At 58.5% G+C, this 3,082-nt stretch carries 4 protein-coding genes; 1 reads left to right on the top strand and 3 read right to left on the bottom strand.

Annotated elements, in window-relative coordinates:
- Positions 1-466, bottom strand: a 466-nt coding sequence (locus WCA53_RS26585; RefSeq protein ID WP_423917630.1) for a lyase family protein, incomplete at its 3' end; no start/stop codon positions are given.
- Between the two features lie 571 nt (positions 467-1,037).
- Here WCA53_RS26585 and WCA53_RS26580 point away from each other — a divergent pair.
- On the top strand, positions 1,038-1,358 hold the full coding sequence (locus WCA53_RS26580) for a hypothetical protein (protein WP_423917627.1): 321 nt from the start codon (positions 1,038-1,040) through the stop codon (positions 1,356-1,358).
- Between the two features lie 35 nt (positions 1,359-1,393).
- Here the strand turns inward: WCA53_RS26580 and murU are convergent, their stop codons facing one another.
- On the bottom strand, positions 1,394-2,086 hold the full coding sequence (gene murU, locus WCA53_RS26575) for an N-acetylmuramate alpha-1-phosphate uridylyltransferase MurU (protein ID WP_423917624.1): 693 nt from the start codon (positions 2,084-2,086) through the stop codon (positions 1,394-1,396).
- A gap of 17 nt (positions 2,087-2,103) precedes the next feature.
- Complete coding sequence (locus tag WCA53_RS26570) at positions 2,104-3,081, bottom strand: aminoglycoside phosphotransferase family protein (protein ID WP_423917619.1); 978 nt, start codon at positions 3,079-3,081, stop codon at positions 2,104-2,106.
- Between the last annotated feature and the right edge of the window lies 1 nt (position 3,082).

Raw genomic sequence — 3,082 nt, 5'->3', positions numbered from 1 at the left:
GAACGGCGCGCAGCGCGGGCAGGATCACGTGCTCGCGCGCACCGGCGATCATCATGCCGTGCGACGTGTTGTTGATATCTTCCGACGTGCACGCGAAGTGGATGAACTCACTGGCGCGCTCCAGTTCCGGCTGCCCTTTTACCGACTCCTTGAGCCAGTATTCAACGGCCTTGACGTCGTGATTCGTGACCTTTTCGATGTCCTTGATGCGCGCGGCGTCGTGGGCGGTGAAGCGCTCGGCGAGCTGGATCAGGAAGTCTTCGGAAGCGTTGGAGAAGGGCGGGATTTCGCTGAATCCCGCTTGCGACAGCGCGATCAGCCAGTGAACTTCCACCTTCACGCGATGCTTCATGAACGCATATTCGGACAGCCATTCGCGCAATGCTTCCGTTTTGGCGGCGTAGCGGCCGTCGAGCGGGGAAAGCGCGGTGAGCGCGAAGAGGGTTTCGGGACGGGTATCGGACATGGTGGGGGCAACCGCGCAGTGAGACGAAAGGAGGAGCGGATTTTACCATTGCGGCAAAAACGGCTGTTCGGAGGCGGTCGAGCTGGCATTGATCGCGGGAGGTGTCAGCCCGAGACGTGATCTTTGTAAGTTGCAAAAGCTTGATTGTGACCCCGATGCTCGCCGGTTTAGATTCATGCGGTTGTGCTATCATGCCGCAACAAGTCTGTTTTGGTTCACCTGCTGCGGGCTCATGAGCCATTGGCGAGTAACCGAACGATAAAAAATTACATCAACGTCAACGTTCTTAGGTGCGCGATGAGAACAACACTGTCGGACCCAAAAACCAGTGTGAAGGTGGTTGGTTCTAGTGGGCAGATTTCGCTTGGCAAGGAATACGCCGGTCGGCAAGTGCTCGTAGAGGAGCGCGAGCCCGGTGTTTGGCTGGTGCGTACTGCGCTCGTGATACCCGAAAACGAAGCGTGGATGCACGCAGCGGAAGCTCGGCAAGACCTGCGAGAGGCTTTAGCTTGGGCTCAAGCGAGTCCGCCTCAAGAATCCAACCCGGACACGCTTTTCAAAGAGTTGGGAAATGCCGAAGAAAAGCGATCCCGTAAAGGTGGATCTAAATAGCCTTGTCTTCCAGCGACAATGGGTGGCGCTGGATAAAACGGAGGCATCCCGCGTTCTTGCAACGCTCAAAAAACTTCTGCAACTGACGTGGGATCAGGTCTACTTGGATCAAGGGCTGAAGTGGGAAAAAATCACCAGCGTGCGGCCCCCACTGGGCATTGATGCGGTGTATTCCCTGCGGATAACCCAGGCACGCCGTGCGACGGTACTTCGCGACGGAGACTATCTACGATTCTTGACCATTGAGCCGAATCACGACGCTACCTATGGGACAAAATAATCTTTAGTTTGTAGCCGAATGTGGCCAAAACCCGCTTACTTGCCTCGTAACGCAGCGTCCAACTCTTCCAACTGCGCTGGCGTTCCAACGTTTTCCCATCGCCCTTCATACAACTCGCCCGTAGCGCGTCCGGCCGCAATCGTCTCGCGATAGTACGGTGTCAACGCGCGCCGCGTGGTGGGCGCAAGATCGCGGAACATGCGCGTGTCGTATAAGCCGATATTGCCGAAGGTGTAGTGCGTTGAGCCATCAAGGGAAAGCGTGCCTTCAGGAGCCAGCGCGAAATCACCAAGGGAATGAAACGGCGGGTTCGGCACCATCACCAGATGCATCGCAGGTTGCGCTTCGAGCGCCATTCTCGCGGCGTGCTCGCGCAGCCGTGCGTAGTCGAATTCGCAGAACACGTCGCCGCTGACTGCTGCAAAAATAGTGGCTTCGCCGTCTTTCTCGAGCAGCGGCAAAGCTTTGGCAATTCCACCAGCCGTCTCAAGCGCGTGCATCTCATGCGAGTAGCGGATTTCAACGCTCCAGCGCGAGCCATCGCCGAGATTGGAATGAAACATCCGCCCAAGCCACGCGTGATTGATGACAATCGTCTTGAAGCCCGCCGCAGCGAGCCGTTCAATCTGCCAGACGATCAACGGTTTCCCGCCAACTTTAAGCAAAGGCTTGGGGCATGAATCCGTCAGCGGCCGCATGCGCTCGCCGCGTCCGGCGGCGAAAATCATCGCTACGCTGAGAGCCGTCAAAACGTGTAACCCACATCAACCGCGCGCCCTTCCAGCGTATCGAGCAGCCGCGCAAACGGCCGCAACGGCCGGTAACGCTCGGAAACCTTCCGTGCATAGCCAATAAACCGGGGCAGATCGGCCAGATACTGCGGCTTCCCATCGCGGTGATAAATCCGGGCAAACAGCCCGAGCACCTTGATGTGCCGCTGCAAACCCATCCATTCGATCTGCCGGTAGAACTCGCCGAAATCCTCGTTCACCGGCAAACCGGCCTTGCGCGCACCTTCCCAGTAATACACGAAGCAATCGAGTTCGAACGCCTCTTCCCAGCTAACGAATGCGTCGCGCAGCAACGAGGCGATGTCATACGTCAGCGGCCCATACACCGCGTCCTGGAAGTCGAGCACGCCGGGAATCGGCTCGCTGACCATCAGGTTGCGCGGCATGAAATCGCGCAGCATGAAAACCTGCGGCTGGGCCAGCGCGCTCTGAACGAGGACGGAAAACGTGTCATCCAGCACCTTGCGTTCGGCTACGTCCAGCGTATGACCCAGATGCCGCGTCACGAACCACTCCGGCATCAACTCCATTTCGCGGCGCAGGAACGCTTCGTCGAACGCAGGCAGCACGCCTTCCCGCGATGTCACCTGGAACTTGATCAGCATATCGATCGCCGAGCGCATCAATGGCCGGGCGTTCTTTTCATCGAGGACGCAGAGGTACGTGGTCGTGCCAAGATCCGTGACCAGCATGAAACCGGCGTCGAAATCGGTCTCCAGGATGTGCGGCACATGCACGCCGGCATCGCGCAGCAAGGCCGCCACCTGCACGAACTCGCGGCACTTCTCGGGCGGCGGGGCATCGACGGCAATCAGCGTCTTGCCGGCGTCGCTGGCGGCGGTCAACCGGAAATATCGCCGGAAACTGGCATCGGTAGAAGCGGGTTTAAGCGTGGAAAGGTCCAGCCGATATCGCTCGGGCAGGTATTGCAGC

This window comes from Caballeronia sp. (assembly GCF_049581465.1).
GTDB lineage: Bacteria > Pseudomonadota > Gammaproteobacteria > Burkholderiales > Burkholderiaceae > Caballeronia.
This window is presented reverse-complemented; position numbering and strand designations above follow the sequence as displayed.

Bases quoted from the DNA above. Each gene is read 5' to 3' on its own strand.
- WCA53_RS26580 (WP_423917627.1), top strand. From the start codon at position 1,038: ATGCCGAAGAAAAGCGATCCCGTAAAGGTGGATCTAAATAGCCTTGTC.
- murU (WP_423917624.1), bottom strand. From the start codon at position 2,086: ATGATTTTCGCCGCCGGACGCGGCGAGCGCATGCGGCCGCTGACGGAT.